This is a genomic window from Bradyrhizobium cosmicum (genome assembly GCF_007290395.2).
Taxonomy (GTDB): domain Bacteria; phylum Pseudomonadota; class Alphaproteobacteria; order Rhizobiales; family Xanthobacteraceae; genus Bradyrhizobium; species Bradyrhizobium cosmicum.
Genome location: NZ_CP041656.2, coordinates 3,159,035 through 3,175,673 on the forward strand (window position 1 = coordinate 3,159,035; position 16,639 = coordinate 3,175,673).

Sequence of the window (16,639 nt, forward strand, 5' to 3'; positions counted from 1 at the left end):
CGGTCTTGCGCTGGTACGCCAGAGGGGCCGGATTTAGACCGTTGCCTCCGGCCTATTTTGATGTACCACGGGGGGCACACGGCCCGTCCGAACGGCCCCAACGGCCAGGGAAGGGTCCCGCCCAAGGTCGAGATTCAAGAAAAGCATGTTCAAGAAGATCCTGATCGCCAATCGCGGCGAAATCGCCTGCCGGGTCATCAAGACCGCGCGCCGCATGGGAATTCAGACGGTTGCGGTCTATTCCGAGGCCGACCGCGATGCGCTCCATGTCGAGATGGCCGATGAGGCCGTGCTGATCGGGCCGCCCGCCGCGGCCGAGAGCTATCTGGTGATCGAGAAGATCGTCGAGGCCTGCCGCAAGACGGGCGCCGAGGCGGTGCATCCCGGCTACGGCTTCCTGTCCGAGCGCGAGGCATTTCCGCGCGCCCTTGAAGCGGCCGGCATCGTCTTCATCGGACCGAACCCGGGTGCGATCGCCGCGATGGGCGACAAGATCGAATCCAAGAAGGCCGCCGCCAAGGCCAAGGTCTCGACCGTGCCGGGCTATCTCGGCGTCATCGAGGACGACAAGCACGCGGTCAAGATCGCCGAAGAGATCGGCTATCCCGTCATGATCAAGGCCTCCGCCGGCGGTGGCGGCAAGGGCATGCGCATCGCGCATTCGACAGCCGAGGTCGCCGAGGGGTTCAATCTCGCCAAGGCGGAAGCGAAAGCCTCGTTCGGCGACGACCGCGTCTTCGTCGAAAAGTTCATCGTCGATCCCCGCCACATCGAGATCCAGGTGCTGGGCGACAAGCACGGCAACGTGATCTATCTCGGCGAACGCGAATGCTCGATCCAGCGCCGCAACCAGAAGGTCATCGAAGAGGCGCCGTCGCCGCTGCTCGATGAGGCCACCCGCCGCAAGATGGGTGAGCAAGCGGTCGCATTGGCCAAGGCCGTGAACTACGACTCTGCCGGCACCGTCGAGTTCGTCGCGGGGCAGGACAAGAGCTTCTACTTCCTGGAGATGAACACGCGCCTCCAGGTCGAGCATCCCGTCACCGAGCTCGTCACCGGCGTCGATCTCGTCGAGCAGATGATCCGCGTTGCCGCCGGCGAGAAGCTCGCGATCGCGCAGAAGGACGTCTCGCTGAAGGGCTGGGCCGTGGAATCGCGCCTCTACGCCGAGGATCCCTTCCGCAACTTCCTGCCCTCGATCGGGCGCTTGGTGAAATACCGCCCGCCGGCGGAAGTCAGCAAGGACGGCATCACCGTCCGCAACGACACCGGCGTGCAGGAGGGCGGCGAGATCTCGATCCACTACGATCCGATGATCGCCAAGCTCGTCACCCATGCGCCGTCGCGCGCCGCGGCGATCGAAGCGCAGGCGACCGCGCTGGACTCGTTCTATGTCGACGGCATCAGGCACAATATCCCGTTCCTGTCCGCGCTGATGCATCATCCGCGCTGGCGCGAGGGCAATCTGTCGACCGGCTTCATCGCCGAGGAGTTTCCCAAAGGCTTTGCCGTCCGCGTGCCGGAAGGCGAGGTCGCACGTCGGATCGCTGCGGTCGGCGCCGCCATCGATCACGTGCTCGGCGAGCGCAAGCGGCAGATCTCGGGACAGATGGGCGGCCGCGTCGTGCAGCGCGAGCGGCGCCGAGCGGTCTGGCTCGACCGACAGGAGATCTTGCTCGAGGTCGCCCGTGAGGGCGAGGCGATCGCGATCCGCTTCGTTGACCATGATGGCAAAACCGGCAATGCACATCTGTTGCAGTCCGCGTGGAAGCCGGGCGATCCGGTCTGGCAGGGCACCATCGACGGTCACGTCGTCGCGGTGCAGACACGCCCGATCGCCAATGGCATTCGCCTCGCGCATCAGGGCGTCGAGGTTCCGGTCTATGTCTGGACCGAAGCGGAAGCCGCGTCGGCCCGGCTGATGCCGGTGACGACGGCCTCCGACACCGGCAAGAAGCTGCTGTGCCCGATGCCCGGGCTCATCGTCTCGATCGCGGTGACCGAGGGGCAGGAGGTCAAGGCCGGCGAGACGCTCGCGGTGGTCGAGGCCATGAAGATGCAGAACGTGCTCCGCGCCGAGCAGGACGGCACCGTGAAGAAAATCCACGCCAGCGCGGGCGCGACGCTCGCGGTGGACGCGCTGATTTTGGAGTTTGCGTAGAGGGTGAGTGGGGCCCTTATCGGCCCGCCAATCTCGTCATTGCGAGCGCAGCGAAGCAATCCAGACTGCCTCGGCGGAAAGATTCTGGATTGCTTCGCTGCGCTCGCAATGACGGAGTATGTTGTGGGGGCGTCGCGTCAGCCGAGACAGCACCATGGCCTTCCGTTCCCGTCGCGAAAAACTGCGTATCATCCTATCAGGCTCGGCCTGCGTCCATCCCGGCTCGGTCTACGATGCGATCTCGATCCGCATCGCCGAGGATCTCGGTTTTCCCCTCGGCATGTTCGGCGGCTCGGTGGCCTCGCTCGCGGTGCTCGGCGATCCCGACATCACGCTGATCACGCTTACGGAGCTGGCAGAGCAGATGCGGCGAATGTCGCGCGCCGCAAGCCTGCCCGTGCTGGTCGATGCCGATCACGGCTATGGCAACGCGCTCAATGTGCGCCGTACCGTGCAGGAGCTGGAGACCGCGGGTGCCGCCGGCCTCACCATCGAGGACACGCTGCTGCCGGCCGGCTTTGGCGAAGCGAAGGCGCAACTGATCTCGCTTGAGGAGGGCGTCGGCAAGATGAAGGCGGCGCTCGACGGTCGTGGCGACCCCTCGCTGGTCATCATGGGTCGTACTGGAGCTGCCTCCATCACCTCGGTCGAGGATGCGATCCGCCGCGCCAAGGCCTACGAGGCCGTCGGCGTCGATGCGCTGTTCTTCACCGGCATCAAGTCGCGCGCCGAGCTCGAGGCGGTTGCGGCTGCGACGCATCTTCCGATCGTGCTGGGCGGAGCGCCGGAGGACATGAACGCGCTCGATTATCTCGCCGGCCAGCGCGTACGCATCGCGCTCCAGGGCCACGCGCCGATCGCGGCGGCCATGCAGGCCGTCTACGAGACGCAGAAGGCACTACGCGAAGGCACGCCGCCGAAGGCGCTCAAGGGATTGCCCTCGGCGGAACTGACCAACCGCGTCACGCGCGAGGCCGACGTCAAGGCACGCAGCGCCGATGTGCTCGGGCTGAAAAAATGAGCCAGGCGATCCTCCAGGTCATGATCCGCGGGCGCGTGCAGGGGGTCGGCTATCGGGCCTGGGTCGAGTCCCAGGCGGTCACCTGCGGCCTCGAAGGCTGGGTTCGCAACCGCCGTGACGGTGGCGTGGAAGCGCTGTTCGCAGGTCCGCCGAACCATGTCGCCGAAATGGTCGCTCTGTGCCGCCACGGGCCGCCGTCCTCGCGCGTGGACAGCGTCACCAGCGAGACGGCGAGCGTGGACGAGTTGAACCTGCGCCGAGCAGGGGAGACGTTTTCGGTGTTGCCGACGGTGTAGGATATTACGGGAGCGATGGGCCGTAAGAGTTCGTCATGGCCGGGACAAGCCCGGCCATGACGCCGTGGAGGGTTGAGGGTTGGTGCGTCCAACAATCACCGAGGCAACTTCGCGATCGCCTCGCTCAGCTCGTGGATCTCGTACGGCTTGCGCAGGATCGGGAAGTCGCCGCGCGCGTCGGCGGCGGCCTCGCTGTAGCCGGTGGCGAGCAGGATCGGCAGGCCGGGGTGGATCTGGCGCAGATGATGGGCGAGGCTGAGACCGTCCATCTTGCCGGGCATCACAATGTCGGAGAACACGAAGTCGACGCCGTTCTGCTCGAGCTCGCGCAAGGCCGACTCGGCGTCGGGAACGCGGCGGACGCGGTAGCCGAGCTGCTCGAGCAGCCCGATGCTGACGACCGCGACGTCCGGATTGTCTTCCACCAGCAGCACCGTGCCACTGCCGCGGAACGGCGTGGCTTCCGGTATCTCCCTCGTCGGCGCATCCGTGCCACGCGGCAACAGGACGGTGAAGGTCGTGCCCTTGCCGAGCTCGCTTGCGACCTTCACGGTGCCACCAGCCTGATGCGCGAAGCCGTGCACCTGCGACAGGCCGAGGCCCGTGCCCTTGCCGATCGGCTTGGTCGTGAAGAACGGCTCGAAGATCTTGTCGACGACGTCGGAGGGAATGCCGAGCCCGGTGTCGGCGATGTCGATGGCGACGAACTGGCCGGTCAGCAGCGTCTCGTCCAGCACGACGTTGCGCGCGCTGACTGTCACGGTGCCGCCGTCAGGCATCGCATCGCGGGCATTGATGACGAGGTTGAGCAGCGCCGTCTCGAACTCGGAAGCGTCGGTCCTGATTGGCCAGAGATCGTGGTCGATGTCGAAGGCAAGGCGAATGGAGCTGCCGACGCCGGCATCGAGCACCTCGCGGATCGAAGCGATGCGCTCGGCGAAATCGATCGCCTGCGGATTGACGCTCTGCCGCCGCGCGAAGCTCAGGAGCTGGCCGGTCAGCGCGGCGCCGCGCTTGGTCGCGGTCTCGATCGCCGAAATCGCGCGGTGAAGCTTGGCGTCGTCCTGGGTGCCCTTCTTCAGGATGTGAAGGCTGCCGCTGATGATCATCAGGAGGTTGTTGAAATCGTGCGCGACGCCGCCGGTCAGCTGGCCGAGCGCGTCGAATTTCTGCGACTCGGCAAGCTGCGTCTGCATTGCCTCGAGCCTGACCTGCGTATTGCGGCGCTCGGTGATGTCGCGGGTGATCTTGGCATAGCCGACGAGGGCGCCATCCTCGTAGATCGGGTCGATAATGACGCTCGCCCAGAAGAACGTGCCGTCCTTGCGGACGCGCCAGCCTTCCTCCTCGTAGCGGCCCTGGTCCCGCGCGATGCCGAGCGCGCGGGCGGGCTTGCCGTTGGCCCGGTCGGCCTCGGTGTAAAATCGGGAAAAGTGCTGGCCGACGATCTCGTCGGAGGAGTAGCCCTTGATGCGCTCGCCGCCGATATTCCAGCTGGTGACGATCCCTGCGGGATCGAGCATATAGAGGGCGTAGTCCGCGACTCCTTCCACCAACAGCCTGAAACTGCGCTCGCTTTCGAACAAGTCTCTCTGTTGACTGGATTTTTTAACCATTCCGGGACCCCGCCTTGATCGGGGCAAACGTTTGAAGGTCCGTTTGGTTCCCGCCGGTTGAAGGATTCTTGGGCAACTTTGCGCAACGGTATACAGCAGGCAAGGCAGCCGGCCCTTGATCGGGCTGATCGCGGCGTCAGGACGCTGCGCTCCTGAAGGTCGCCGCGATGGCTCGCAGCGCCGCCAGTTTTGCGGGATCGCTGACCTTCGAATGCAGCATCACTTTCGAGCTGCCGAGCTTGGGTAGCTTGTGCGCGGGCCCGATATCGATCAGACCCGCCGGTGCTATCCGCCGCGCCAGCGGCGCAATCGCGAGTCCGGCAAGAGCTGCCGCCGCCACCGCCGTGACACCGCCGCCGACAAAACGCTCGCGCCAGGCGATGCCGGCTTTGTCGAGCGCGCGCACGGCGATGGCGCGCACGCCGCAGGGCGGGGCGAGTGTCGCGAGTGGCAGCGCCTCGCCCTTCGGCAGGGAGAAGCGTCGTGACGCGAACCAGCCGAACTCGTCTTCAGTCAGCTTTTCGCCGCCGCGTCGGCTGCCTTCCTGCCGGACGATCACCGCATCGAGCTGGCCTGCATCATAGGCGTCCTGCATCTCGCGCGAGAAGCCGATGGTGACGGCGAGGATGAGGTTCGCTGACATCGCGTGCAGGCGTTCGAGCAGCGGCACCAGCTCGGGGCCCGCGGCATGGTCGGAGATGCCGAGCGAGAGCGATTGCGCGGCCGCTGCTTCGCCCGATAGCGCGCGGTCATGCGCGTCGATCAGCGCCCGCGCGCGATCGACGAACGCTGCGCCGTCGGCGGTGAGCCGGACCGCGCGGGGCGAACGCTCGACGAGCCGTTTGCCGAGCAAGGTCTCTAGCCGCTGCAGCTTGAGACTGACCGCCGCCTGCGTGGTGCCGAGCGCTTCCGCGGCGCGGGTAAAGCTCTGGAGGTCGGCGACGAGCAGGAACGCTTTGATGGTGGCGATGTCGAGGGTGGCTGTCATAATTATTCATTATCACTGGTATCAACAGAGATAAGATACCAAAATGACGGCGGAAGGTCTAGCTTCTCTCCAACGCCGCGCGAACACCGCGCCGCATCTTGAGGAGACATCGCCAATGCCGTGTCCGAGCTCACCGCAAAAATCCTGCACAAGGATCCCAAGGTGACGGCCATCATCGTGAAGTCCGTGGATGCGAGCGACTGGTTCGCGGGAGGCCAATCGCTCGCCGAGCAGAAGCTTGCGAGCTACTGGATCGACATCCACGTCACCGAAGGCACCAACACCAAGGACGAGAAGGCGGCCTATCTCACCGCGATGTTCAAACGGATGGCCGACATAATCGGCCCGCTGCATCCCGAGACCTACCTCCATGTCGACGAGGTCAAGGGCGATGCCTATGGCTTTGGAGGCCTGACGCAGGAGCGCCGCTACATCGCCGGCAAGCTCGAAATTGCGCTGCAGGCGGCGTGAGACAGGAAGGCCGCGGGCGAGCCAACCCGCCCGCGGCCCGATCGTCAGCTCGCCACCCGGAACTGAACTTCGGCGTCGTTGATGAAGCACGTCTTGTCGAACAGCTTCAGATCAAGCGGGTTCGGCAGCCTGACATCGTCGAGGTCGGGGCAGGGCTTGATCGAGGGGTCATAGGACCTGTCGATTTGCGAGATGAAGACCACGATCAACCCCTTGTCGCGTGCGAACGATTTCAGGGCGCGCACCTGAACGGTCAGGTCCGGATTTTCCCGCCGCTGGTCGAGCAGCTGCAGATAGTCGATCACCACGACTGTACCGCGGGAAGCTGCGGCCATCTGCTTGACGACGTAATCGGCGCTGATCGCGTCGGAGCAATCGACCTCGAACAGCTGATCGAACTCCGCCGGGTTCGCGCCGATCGCCTGGAAGCGATCCAGCACGTCTCTCTCGGTGTATTCGAGTGAGAAGAACGCGGCGCGATGGCCGGCCTTCATGGCCTCCACTGCAAGTTCGATGCTCATCAGCGTCTTGCCCTGACCGGGGCGCGCCCCGACCAGAACCAGATCACCCGGCCGGAATTGCGGAAACAGCCGGTTCGCAGGCGTCGCTGCGGCGGCTTTCGCGGCGAGCATGCTCCAGGCGGGAAACCCTTCCGCCGTAGCGATGCGGTCGAGCGCGTCGTGGAGGGGGATGCCTTGCTCGCGCGACAGGCGCTTGGCCTTGCGCTTCAGATGATAGATCGGTGCAGACAGTCTCATGGTCAGAACCTCCCATTGCGAGCAGAAAGCGCAATCCCTCCTTATGCCTTGGCGCTCGAACAGTCGGTCCGATGATCGCATCGCCCGGCATGATCTGTACTTTCCCGGCGGAGGGGGGAGGCGTGGGCGGCACCTGCAACCAGTGTAGCCGATTCCGCGGCGAGCGGAAAACGCGCGGTCAGGCTCGAACAGAAAAAGTGCTAGACCGCCGCCTCCGGCAGCAGCGCACGCGTCGGCCCGAACAGCTCTTCGAACGCCTGCCGGAGTGCGATATCGACATCGGCCATGGTCACGAGCTGGCCGAGATCGACCAGTGAGGTGACGCCGTAGCGGGGATCGGCGACGCCGCAGGGCACGATGCCGGCGAAATGCGACAGCTCCGGCTCGACATTGATGGCGATGCCGTGGAACGAAACCCAGCGCTTCAGCCGCACGCCGATCGCCGCGATCTTGTCCTCGTGCTCCGCGCCCTTGTCGGGCCGCTTGACCCAGACGCCGACCCGGTCCTCGCGCCGCTCGCCGCGGACGTTGAAGGCCGCGAGCGTGCGCAGGATCAACTCCTCCAGGCTCGCGACATAGGCCCGCACGTCCGGCCGGCGCCGCTTGAGGTCGAGCATGATGTAGGCCACCCGCTGGCCGGGCCCGTGATAGGTGAGCTGGCCGCCGCGTCCGGTCGCAAAGGTCGGGAAGCGGGGATCGAGCAGGTCGGAGGCCTTGCCCGAGGTGCCGGAGGTGTAGAGCGGGGGGTGTTCGAGCAGCCAGACCAGTTCCGGCGCCTCGCCCGCCGCGATCTCCGCGACTCGGGCCTCCATGGCGGCCACGGCTTCCGGATAGGGCACCGGCGCGTCCGAGATCCGCCATTCGACGGGGACGCCGTCCGTGGCGGAAAACGAGGTCAAATCGAGGTCTTGGCGGGGGTTTTGAGGCGAATTAACCATTGGCTAACCATAACGTGGTGATGATCGCAGGTGCAAATGCCAGTCTCCAGTTGCGGTGGTCATGACAGTGCCGACACTCGATAAAGTCACCGTGGATCTCATGGTCGTCCTCGGGACGACCACCATGCCGATCCATCAAGTATTACGTCTTTCCCGCGGCGCCATCATCGAGCTGGACGCAACCGAGGCCGACGAGGTCAAGGTTTTGGCCAACAATCTCCCCGTAGCCTCCGGCGTCGTGCTGGTCGACCGCAACCGCATCGCGGTCGAGGTCAAGCAGATGCTGCCGCGCACGACCGGCACGCGGTAGCGGCCGGGCAGGCAGGGCTCGGCCCCCATAGGGCCGATCCGGGCAGGAAGCCAGAATTTTCCTGCCAAGCTTGTGGAATTCGGGGCCTTTGCAGGCTTGTACCCCTCTGATGGATTTGTTAGATCGGCGCCGTTGATCCGGCAGGCCTCAAGCCTTAAGCCGGCATCCCCAAAGCGCTCGTGGCGGAATTGGTAGACGCGCTGCCTTGAGGTGGCAGTGAGTAAAATCGTGGGGGTTCGAGTCCCTCCGAGCGCACCACAAGCCAATATTGGCTGGTATCCCTTAGTTTTCTGACTTTTGCCCCGGGACCAGCGTTGCCTCGCCCCGGATTTGGCTCGATTCGTCCTTCACGCACTCCGCGCCGACCGCCGCAGCGACTGCGGCGGATGACCGAAGGCGCGGATGAAGGCCCGGCGCATCCGCTCGGGATCGCGAAAGCCGGTGGATTGCGCGACGCGCTCGATCGCCTCGCCCGACGACTGCACCCGCTCGCGCGCGACCTCGACCCGCAATCGCTCCAGCGCCTTGGACGGCGTGGAGCCGGTTTCGGCGATGAAGGAGCGGACGAAATGCCGTGAGCTCAAGCCCGCCCGCTCGGCAAGTGAGTCGACCGTGAGCTGCGCATCCAGATTCTCGCGCATCCAGGACAACAGGCTGCCGAAGCGGCCGTTCGGCGTCTTGAGCTCGAGCAGGGTCGAGAACTGCGATTGGCCGCCGCCGCGGCGATGATAGAGGACCAATTGCCGGGCGGTCGCCTGCGAGATCTCCTCGCCGTGGTCCTCGGCGATCATGGCAAGCGCAAGATCGATCCCGGCGGTGATGCCGGCCGACGTCCACACCCGATCATCCCGGATGAAGATCTGGTCCGGCTCGAGCCTGACGTTCGGGTAGCGCCCAGTGAAGTCGCGCGCGCAGCACCAGTGCGTCGTCGCGCAGCGGCCATCCAGCAGTCCCGCCTCGGCAAGCAGATAGGCCCCGTTGCAAACGCTGGCGATGCGCACGCCACGCTTGGCGAGTCTGCGAATGAACGCGATCGTCGTCTTGCAGCGTGCCGCGGCCTCGACGCCTTCTCCGCCCGCGACGAAGAGCGTCGTGACGGCGCTGGCCGCGCGCAGGTTGCGCGCCAGCATCTCGGTGCCCGACGAGCTGCGCACCGCGCCTGCCTTGGCCGCGATCGTGATGATCTGCGGCGCGTCCGGTGCGTGACGTCTGGCGATTTCGAACACCGAGATCGGCCGGCCGCATCCAGCAACTGGAATTCTGGAAAGATCAGGAAGCCGATCATGGACGCGTCCAAAAATGAGGGAATTACGCCGTTTCCGCAGCCTAGGCCAACATGGCACGCTGCAACCGTCAAGCGCGATGTCGAGGTTGGATATGTCGGGTCCGTTGCAGATCGGCCTTCTGGTTTTTCCCCGCGTCACCCAACTCGATCTCACGGGTCCGGCTCAGGTCTTCTCCAGCCTGCCGGACGTGAACGTGCATCTGATCTGGAAACGCATCGAACCCGTGCCGAGCGATTCCGTGATTACGCTGACGCCGACGATCACGTTCGCCGATTGCCCGCAGCTCGACGTGATCTGCGTTCCGGGCGGCTACGGGACCGATGAGCTGATGCTCGACGAGGACGTCCTCGTCTTTCTGCGCAGGCAGGAGAAGGGCGCCCAATACGTCACCTCGGTCTGCACCGGCTCGCTGGTGCTTGGGGCAGCGGGGCTGTTGCAAGGCTATCGCGCGGCGACGCACTGGACCGCTACCGACGCATTGCCGTTCTTCGGCGCATCGGTGTCGCGGGAGCGGGTCTGCGTCGATCGCAACCGGATCACCGGCGGCGGCATCACCGCCGGCATCGACTTTGCGCTCACGCTGGTCGCGATGTTGAGGGGCCGTGCCGCCGCGGAGATGGTTCAGCTCCGCATGGAATACAATCCCGCCCCGCCGTTCGAGGCCGGCTCGCCGGACACGGCGCCGGCTGAGATCGTCGCAGCGATGAAGGAGCGCGTCGCGCCGGCACAGGCGAAACGGCTGGAGTTCGTCAGGAAGGCCGTCGGTCAGCAGGGATAACACGCTGCGAAAATCGGCAGTTGGAATCGGGATCGTTGGGCAGGTCATCGCTGACGGATGTTGCGATGCTGGAATGGAGTGGGGCAATGGCGCCTTGTCGTGTTCGTAAGTTGCAGTCATGGCGCGTCCCGCTTGCCCGGTTCACCCTGGGACTTGTCCTGACGCTGGGTCCGGTCGCGCTCGCCGAGCGGAGTGCGGCTGCCGACTTCTCCGGCGGAGTGGTCAAGATCGGCATCATCAACGATCAGTCGGGTCCATTGTCGGATAATTCCGGACCAGGCTCCGTCGTCGCCGCAAAGTTGGCCGTGGAGGATTTTCAGAAGGCGACACCTGACATCAAGGTGGAGATCATCTTCGCCGACCACCAGAACAAGCCGGACATAGGGGCGCAAATTGTCCGCAAATGGTTCGACGTCGACGGGGTCGACATGGTCGCCGATGTCGGCAATTCGGCGGTGGCTCTCGCCATCCAGTCGATTGCGCGCGACAAGAACAAGATGGTCATCTATTCGGCCGTCGGCACCACCGAGATCGGCGGCAAGCAATGTTCACGCACCGGATTGATGTGGCTGCACGACAATTACAACCTCGTCTCCGGATCGGTTCGCAGGCTGGTGTCCCAGGGCTATGACAGCTGGTTCTTCATCGCGGCCGACTATGCGTTCGGACGCAATATGGTGGAGGTGTCCCAGCGTGTGCTTGCGGAAGGACGAGCAAAGTCGCTGGGTGCCGTCTTTCACCCACTCGGAAACGCCGATTACAGCTCGTTCCTGCTGCAAGCCCAGGCCTCGAAGGCCAAGGTCGTCGCCTTTGCCAATGCCGGCGAGCAGCTCGTGACCGTGATGAAGCAATGGCACGAGTTCGGAATGAACATGGGGGCGCAGAAGCCGGTCGCCGAGCTGATGTTCCTGACCGACGTGCACGCCATGGGCGTCGAAACGGCCAAGGGGCTGACCACCGTCACGGCCTGGTATTGGGGGCTGAACGAGGAAACGCGGGCGTTCGGCCAGAGGTTCTACAAGCTCCACAAGGCCATGCCGACCGCGCCGCAGGCCGCCGTCTACTCCGCCGTGCTGCAGTATCTGAGAGCGGCCGCTGCGGCTGGAACGGACGAGACCGACGCGGTGCTCGAGAAAATGCGCGCCATGCCGGTGGATGATTTCTACGCGCGTGGCGCACGGCTGCGTGCCGACAACAAGCTGGTGCACGATTTCTATCTGGTGGAGGTCAAGAAGCCCGAGGACGTCAAGACCCCTTGGGGTTACTACAACGTCGTCGAGAAGATTTCCGCCGACGACGTCTTTTTTCCCCTAAGCCAGAGTGAATGCCCGTTGCTCAAGGCATCGGCAAACTAGCCTCGGCTGCTTCCGCAGGGCGCCTCTCGTTCGTGCGGCGCCAGATCGGGAAGGGGTCCGCGAGCTTTGCCCATTCCGCGACGTTCATGGCCGGCTTGCCCGGGACGAGGCAGGCGTCGAGGCGGGCGCGGAGCGAGCCTTCGTTCATGCCGGTGCCAATGAACACGATCTCCTGGCGGCGATCGCCATAGATGTCGTTCCAGTTCGCGCGCAACTGCTTTCGCCACGAGGGATCATCCGGCCATCTTTCCGCAGGCACGCTGGCCCACCAGAAACCAAGTGCCTCCGTGCGCGTGATCGAGCCGGCCTGGCTGATCTCGCCAAGCCATTGCGGGCGTGTCGCCAACCAGAAATGGCCCTTGGCGCGAATGACGCCGGGCCACGGCTCCCTGACGAACTTGTCGAATTTTTCGGGATCGAACGGCCGGCGCGCGCGATAGACGAAGTTGGTCACGCCGTATTCCTCGGTCTCCGGCACATGATCTGCAAAGCCGTAGAGTTCTTTGTACCACAGCGGATGCTGCTGCGCTCTTTCGAAGTCGAACCGGCCGGTGTCGAGAATGCGATCGAACGCGACCCGGCTGTGGTTGGCTTCGATCAGGTCCGCGTCCGGATTGAGCGCGCGGATGATCTTGCGTGCCGCCTCGCGCTGCTCGGGCAGGGCGTCATCGACCTTGTTGAGAACGATCACGTCGGCGAACTCGATCTGCTCGACGAGGAGATCGACCAGCGTGCGCTTGTCGTTCTCCAGCGCTTCGCCGCGTTGCGCCAGAAAATCCGTCGACGAATAATCCCTGAGCAGGTTCACGGCGTCGACCACGGTGACCATGGTGTCGAGACGCGCGACATCGGAGAGGCTTTCGCCGTCCTCAGTCCGGAAATCGAAGGTCGCCGCGACCGGCAGCGGCTCGGAGATGCCGGTGGATTCGATCAGGAGATAATCGAAGCGGCCGTTCGCCGCGAGAGCGCGCACCTCCTTCAGGAGGTCGTCGCGCAGCGTGCAGCAGATACAGCCGTTCGTCATCTCGACGAGCTTCTCGTCAGTCCGGGACAGATTCGCACCACCATCGCGGACCAGGTCCGCATCGATGTTCACCTCGCTCATGTCGTTCACGATCACAGCCACCTTCAGGCCGTGCCGGTTGTTCAGGACGTGGTTCAGCAAAGTGGTCTTTCCAGCCCCGAGGAAGCCGGACAAGACGGTGACGGGGAGCTTTTGCATGGAGGTCGAAGAGCCTTTTCAGAGGGCGACGGCGCGGGGGAGAGGGCATGGGACCGAGTATGTAATGTTATAACATTACATTCTCTGGCGACGTGTTCGTCAAGTCGTTTCGCGGTTCAGCCGGAAATGTTGGGGTGCCTCATCATCGCCCCGGCGGTCTCGGCGGGACGATTGCAGTACAGCAACACGCCCGAGCGATACGCGTCCTCAGCCGTATTCCTCGCCGATGCCGTATTCTCTGTAGATCTCCAGCGGATCCGACTCCGGAAACAGCCGGCATTTGGCCTGCGCGAGGTGAAGGCTCACCGCCGACGGCTCCTTGCCGTTTGCGAGCATCTTGCGGATGTCGTCCATATGCGCGCTCGGCTGGTGTTTTGGTTCGAGCTGCTCCAGCGCGACCAGCGCGGTCGCCAGCGCCTCGGTCAGAACCCAGTCGTCGTGGCCCGTGATTCCCTTTTTCGGCATCGGCAGACCCCACATGCGGTGGCTGTGCCAGTGTACCGTAGGTCCCACCGAATCTCCATCGCGCCGCGGCGAGGGAACACGATGATGGTTGCGTGCTCGCTTGCATTACGGCGGCGCGTGGCTAAAAGGCGCCATTGCGCGGGCGATCGTATCTTTGTTGAAACAAAGTTGGCGTAGACGGCCCTCGCGCAACCTGTAGGCCGGCTGTCCCGGCCTGCAATCCTCGATCCTGAATTCCACAAAGCCAGACGGTCATACCGCTCAAGGCCGGAGCCAGCATGGTCTTTCTAAGCTTCGTCTACCGCTTCATGACCAATTTCGCCTTCATGGCGATGGTCTATTTCAGCCTGAACTTCATGGAGAAGTATCAGAACCGGGCGATCATCGCGATCCTGGTGCTGGTCTACGCCGGCATGCGCGCGGCCTCGACGCTGCGTGCGTTCTACTTCTTCCAGAAGATCGAGAAGCTGGAGGCCGAGACCAAGCGCCTGCAAGCCCCGATCAATGACGGCTCGGGCGGAACCAACGCACGCAAGCAGGTGGTGGCCGATGTCGCCCGGCTGCGGCGGGACGGCGAGCTGAAGTCCTATATGGACCTGTTCTTCCTGGCGCTGATCGTGCTGCTCTGCGTCGCCAACATCCTGCGGCAGTAAGGCTTACTGCGCGCGCTTCTTCAGGCTCGCCACGCGGGTCGGATGCGCCGCGGCGCTCTTCGGTGATGCAGTCTTCGGTGACGTGGTCTTGGGAGCGGTGCTCCCGGCCTGCGCGGCATGTTTTGGTGTGCTGTGTGCCGCGTGGGCGCTCCGGGAGCCGTGCAGCTTGCCTGCCTTGCCCCTGGCCGCACGCGGCGCCTCGGCAGCCATCGCCATCCGCGTCGCGGCACGCCGCGACAAGGTCGTCGACAGCAACACTTCGATCGAGCCTTCCGGGATCGCAAACAGATCGCGGCCCGGCACGGGCAGGGTGGCCGCGACATTCGCCTGCGCGATCGTCTTGCGCGGCAGCAGCGGCTGGTGCCCGGCCTGTGCGTTGAGATCGGCGAGGCTGGGCGCCGGAAGCCTCGGGGTCTGCGTGAACACGAAATTCGGCACGGCCGGCCAGCGGGCGATCGGCACGGTCTCGGTCGGCGGATGCAGCAGCCATTCCACCGGCGTGGTCGGCGTTGCCGGCAGTTCGGCGGTCGCCGGCACCACATGCACGATGCGATAGCCGCGCGCCTTGAGGTCGCGGATGATCTTCGGCAGCGCCGCCACCGTGCGGGCCTGGATGTCGTGCAGCAGCAGGATGCCCTTGCCCTTGGCCTCCAGCCGCTGGATCGCGAGCTGGTAGACGCGGTCGGACGACACATGCCGCCAGTCGTCGGCCGGGAAGTCGGCGCTCCAGACCTGGATGCCGCGCGAGAGGAGGTAGTTCTCGACGCCATCGGCGCGCATCAGGCCGGGAATGCGGAAGAACGGCGCGAGTTGCCTGGACGGATCGGTCATCGCGGCCGAGGTCCACTCGATGCCGCCATTGATCTCGGCTTCGGCCTTCTCGATCGGCATCCTGTCGAACGTCAGCGGATGGTTCATGCTGTGGGTGCCGACGGTGTGGCCTGCCGCCACCAGCTTGCGCACGCCTTCCGGGTTCGCCTTGGCCTGGCCGCCGATGATGAAGAAGGTCGCCTTGATGCACTCGTCGTCGAGCATCTTGAGGATCTGGTTGGAATATTTCGGCAGCGGACCGTCGTCGAAGGTCAGCACGACCTCGTGGTCCTTCAGCGGCAGCGTCTCGCGATATTGCATCGTGCCGATGCGCGGATGCTCGCGCGGATCGACGACGAGCGTGCGGGACGTCCCGAGCGCGTCCGGATGGCCGGGGCAATCGCCTGCAAACGCCGCCGGTGTGCCGACGGTGAGCAATCCGAGACAGAGGACGATCCACGATCGCGTCCGGACAACAACGCTACTTCCGATCATGAACCCCGTCTGCCCTCATATGCGATGGCCGCCATTAGGTGGTCGGAGACGCCCTGGAAAGGTTCAGGCGCAATATCCCGTCCATGTTTGCATGGCCTAGCATGAACAGATCGTTAATAGGGCCCAAATCACCCCATTTTGCGCCGGCGTGACATTCCGGCATCAACGTGCGTCGGCGTTCTTCTGTGATGCGCCGGCCGGGACCACGTGAACCACGCGAAAGCCGTTGTCCCTGAGGTATCGCAGGAAGGCGGGCATGATTGCCGCCGTGCGCGCCTTGGGGTCGTGGAAGAGGATGATGCCCCTGCCGGCGGCGGCGAGGCGCTCGGTGACGAGCTTCAGCTCCTGCTCCGGCGTCATCTCGTTCCAGTCGCTGGCCCAGAGGTCGGCGCCGAACACGACGATGCCGCGCGACTGCAGCAGGTCGAGCTGCGCCGGCGTCGACTCGAAATAGGGGAAGCGGAAGAACGGCGTCGAGGGCGTCGTCGTCGAGACGCCCTTCAGCGCCATCTCGTCGGCCGCGATGCCGCGGTCGATCTCGCTCTTCGCCTTGTCGAACGGGATCCGCGCCATGAACGGATGCGACCAGGTGTGGTGGCCGATGGTGTGGCCCTCGCGCGCGATGCGCTTGACCATGTCGGGGTGCTCGGAGGCGTGCAGGCCGATCAGGAAGAAGGTTGCGCGCACGCATTCCTGCGCCAGCGCCGCCAGCACCTTCGACGTCGTCGGCGGATGCGGGCCGTCGTCGAAGGTCAGCACGACCTCGTGATCGGCGAGCGCCAGCGTCTGCGGAAAGCTCTTCAAGCCCACGCGCGGCGTGGCCTTCGCATCGACGCTGAGAATCCGCGAGGTTCCAAGTGCGTCCTTGCGCGGACAGTCCGCGGCCCCGGCCGAGGCAATGCCGGCGACGGCCGCGAGGACCGCGCCCGCCGCGATCGAGGTCCACCTCAGTCGAAGCATCTTTGTCATTGCGCTGGCTGTTGCCTTGTGGGTATTGCCTGAACCATCAGCTCAGA

16 protein-coding genes, 1 tRNA gene and 1 pseudogene are annotated in these 16,639 nt (G+C 64.8%); 9 read left to right on the forward strand and 9 right to left on the reverse strand.

The annotated features are described in order from the left end of the window. The first annotated feature begins 145 nt into the window (after positions 1-145). The 3 genes from FNV92_RS15155 to FNV92_RS15165 all read left to right on the forward strand — a co-directional run bounded on the left by FNV92_RS15155 (position 146) and on the right by FNV92_RS15165 (position 3,478). Entirely contained in the window at positions 146-2,161 is a 2,016-nt protein-coding gene (locus tag FNV92_RS15155; RefSeq protein WP_143845834.1) for an acetyl-CoA carboxylase biotin carboxylase subunit, read from the forward strand. 154 nt (positions 2,162-2,315) lie between these two features. After that, positions 2,316-3,182 (forward strand): isocitrate lyase/PEP mutase family protein, encoded by an 867-nt coding sequence (locus FNV92_RS15160; protein WP_015685531.1) that lies wholly within the window; start codon positions 2,316-2,318, stop codon positions 3,180-3,182. Next, the gene (locus tag FNV92_RS15165) at positions 3,179-3,478 is read left to right on the forward strand and encodes an acylphosphatase (protein WP_015685532.1); all 300 of its coding nucleotides are present in this window, start codon (positions 3,179-3,181) and stop codon (positions 3,476-3,478) included. Before FNV92_RS15160 ends, FNV92_RS15165 begins: the two co-directional genes overlap by 4 nt. A 95-nt stretch (positions 3,479-3,573) precedes the next feature. Here FNV92_RS15165 and FNV92_RS15170 read toward each other — a convergent pair whose 3' ends face one another. Both FNV92_RS15170 and FNV92_RS15175 read right to left on the reverse strand, forming a co-directional pair. Next, complete coding sequence (locus FNV92_RS15170; RefSeq protein ID WP_143845833.1) at positions 3,574-5,094, reverse strand: PAS domain-containing sensor histidine kinase; 1,521 nt, start codon at positions 5,092-5,094, stop codon at positions 3,574-3,576. Positions 5,095-5,230: 136 nt separating this feature from the next. Continuing rightward, positions 5,231-6,082 (reverse strand): LysR family transcriptional regulator, encoded by an 852-nt coding sequence (locus FNV92_RS15175; RefSeq protein WP_143845832.1) that lies wholly within the window; start codon positions 6,080-6,082, stop codon positions 5,231-5,233. 108 nt (positions 6,083-6,190) lie between these two features. Here FNV92_RS15175 and FNV92_RS15180 point away from each other — a divergent pair, with 108 nt between their 5' ends. Then, positions 6,191-6,553 (forward strand): tautomerase family protein, encoded by a 363-nt coding sequence (locus FNV92_RS15180; protein ID WP_143845831.1) that lies wholly within the window; start codon positions 6,191-6,193, stop codon positions 6,551-6,553. Positions 6,554-6,597: 44 nt separating this feature from the next. Here the strand turns inward: FNV92_RS15180 and FNV92_RS15185 are convergent, their stop codons facing one another. Together FNV92_RS15185 and lipB are read right to left on the reverse strand one after the other, a co-directional pair. Further along, complete coding sequence (locus FNV92_RS15185) at positions 6,598-7,311, reverse strand: DNA helicase (RefSeq protein WP_168213705.1); 714 nt, start codon at positions 7,309-7,311, stop codon at positions 6,598-6,600. Between the two features lie 200 nt (positions 7,312-7,511). Then, the gene (gene lipB, locus FNV92_RS15190; RefSeq protein WP_041748246.1) at positions 7,512-8,249 is read right to left on the reverse strand and encodes a lipoyl(octanoyl) transferase LipB; all 738 of its coding nucleotides are present in this window, start codon (positions 8,247-8,249) and stop codon (positions 7,512-7,514) included. 67 nt (positions 8,250-8,316) lie between these two features. Between lipB and FNV92_RS15195 the strand changes: the two genes are divergently transcribed. Both FNV92_RS15195 and FNV92_RS15200 read left to right on the forward strand, forming a co-directional pair. Then, entirely contained in the window at positions 8,317-8,559 is a 243-nt protein-coding gene (locus FNV92_RS15195; protein WP_015685538.1) for a FliM/FliN family flagellar motor switch protein, read from the forward strand. Positions 8,560-8,732: 173 nt separating this feature from the next. Further along, positions 8,733-8,817: transfer RNA gene (locus tag FNV92_RS15200), tRNA-Leu, on the forward strand. A gap of 89 nt (positions 8,818-8,906) precedes the next feature. Here the strand turns inward: FNV92_RS15200 and FNV92_RS15205 are convergent. Further along, positions 8,907-9,844 (reverse strand): annotated as a pseudogene (locus FNV92_RS15205) (GlxA family transcriptional regulator). Positions 9,845-9,936: 92 nt separating this feature from the next. Between FNV92_RS15205 and FNV92_RS15210 the strand changes: the two are divergent. Both FNV92_RS15210 and FNV92_RS15215 read left to right on the forward strand, forming a co-directional pair. Further along, complete coding sequence (locus tag FNV92_RS15210) at positions 9,937-10,623, forward strand: DJ-1/PfpI family protein (RefSeq protein ID WP_143845830.1); 687 nt, start codon at positions 9,937-9,939, stop codon at positions 10,621-10,623. Between the two features lie 86 nt (positions 10,624-10,709). Continuing rightward, positions 10,710-11,978: an ABC transporter substrate-binding protein gene (locus tag FNV92_RS15215; RefSeq protein ID WP_143845829.1), complete on the forward strand. Its 1,269-nt coding sequence runs from the start codon at positions 10,710-10,712 to the stop codon at positions 11,976-11,978. Here the strand turns inward: FNV92_RS15215 and zigA are convergent. Continuing rightward, positions 11,959-13,200: a zinc metallochaperone GTPase ZigA gene (gene zigA, locus FNV92_RS15220; RefSeq protein WP_143845828.1), complete on the reverse strand. Its 1,242-nt coding sequence runs from the start codon at positions 13,198-13,200 to the stop codon at positions 11,959-11,961. The genes FNV92_RS15215 and zigA overlap by 20 nt on opposite strands. Positions 13,201-13,407: 207 nt before the next feature. Next, positions 13,408-13,680 (reverse strand): hypothetical protein, encoded by a 273-nt coding sequence (locus FNV92_RS15225; protein WP_041748247.1) that lies wholly within the window; start codon positions 13,678-13,680, stop codon positions 13,408-13,410. A gap of 263 nt (positions 13,681-13,943) precedes the next feature. Between FNV92_RS15225 and FNV92_RS15230 the strand changes: the two genes are divergently transcribed. Next, positions 13,944-14,318, forward strand: a complete 375-nt coding sequence (locus tag FNV92_RS15230; protein WP_143845827.1) for a hypothetical protein — start codon at positions 13,944-13,946, stop codon at positions 14,316-14,318. A 3-nt stretch (positions 14,319-14,321) separates the two neighbouring features. Here the strand turns inward: FNV92_RS15230 and FNV92_RS15235 are convergent, their stop codons facing one another. Both FNV92_RS15235 and FNV92_RS15240 read right to left on the reverse strand, forming a co-directional pair. Further along, positions 14,322-15,623 carry a polysaccharide deacetylase family protein gene (locus tag FNV92_RS15235; RefSeq protein ID WP_143845826.1) on the reverse strand — a complete coding sequence of 434 codons (1,302 nt, stop codon included), beginning with the start codon at positions 15,621-15,623 and terminating at the stop codon, positions 14,322-14,324. 162 nt (positions 15,624-15,785) lie between these two features. Then, positions 15,786-16,592 carry a polysaccharide deacetylase family protein gene (locus FNV92_RS15240; protein ID WP_143845825.1) on the reverse strand — a complete coding sequence of 269 codons (807 nt, stop codon included), beginning with the start codon at positions 16,590-16,592 and terminating at the stop codon, positions 15,786-15,788. Positions 16,593-16,639 lie beyond the last annotated feature (47 nt).